Genomic DNA, 733 nt, shown 5'->3' with positions numbered 1-733 from the left:
CTACCTCATCAACACCAGCCAGGTGAACTTCCAGATCCAGCAGATGTACGCCGGGATCATCGCGGTCTCGGTGCTCGGCGTGCTCGTCAACGCCGGCTTCGTCGTCCTCGAACGGCGGTTCTCGACCTGGCGTCCCAAGGAGAAAGCATGATGCACCTCAACGCGTTCGTGATGCCGAACGGCCACCACGAGGCCGCCTGGCGGCACCCGTCGACCGACCCGCACCGGGCCCGGACGCTGCAGCACTACGTCGACATCGCGCGCACGGCCGAACGCGGCAAGCTCGACTCGCTCTTCCTCGCCGACGGCGTCGCGTTGTGGGGCAACGTCAAGCACAACTCCCACAGCCACTTCGAGCCGTTGACGCTGCTGTCGGCGCTCGCCGCGAGCACAGTCCACATCGGACTGATCGCGACCGCGTCCACGACCTACAACGAGCCTTACCACCTGGCGCGGAAGTTCGCCTCGCTCGACCACCTCTCCGGTGGCCGGGCGGGCTGGAACATCGTCACTTCGGCCGGCGTCGACGAAGCCCGGAACTTCAACCTGGCCAAGCGGCCGGCCCACTCGGCGCGCTACGAGCGTGCGGAGGAGTTCATCGAGGTCGTCAAGAAGCTGTGGGACAGCTGGGACTACGACGCCGCGCTCGTCGACCGCGCGAGCGGCGTCTACGCTGACACCGACCGGATCCGGGCCATCGAGCACGACGGCCCGCACTTCCAGGTCCGCGGCC

1 protein-coding gene is annotated in these 733 nt (G+C 67.5%); it reads left to right on the top strand.

Features of this window, described 5'->3' with window-relative positions; translation table 11 throughout:
• Nucleotides 1–147 precede the first annotated feature (147 nt).
• On the top strand, nucleotides 148–733 hold a 586-nt coding region (locus tag CCN37_RS38585), incomplete at its 3' end, for an NtaA/DmoA family FMN-dependent monooxygenase (protein ID WP_143262098.1).

Source organism: Allokutzneria sp. NRRL B-24872, from assembly GCF_002155965.1.
Taxonomy (GTDB): domain Bacteria; phylum Actinomycetota; class Actinomycetes; order Mycobacteriales; family Pseudonocardiaceae; genus Allokutzneria.
The sequence above is the reverse complement of the archived record's forward strand: the minus strand, read 5'-3'. Positions and strand labels throughout refer to the sequence as shown.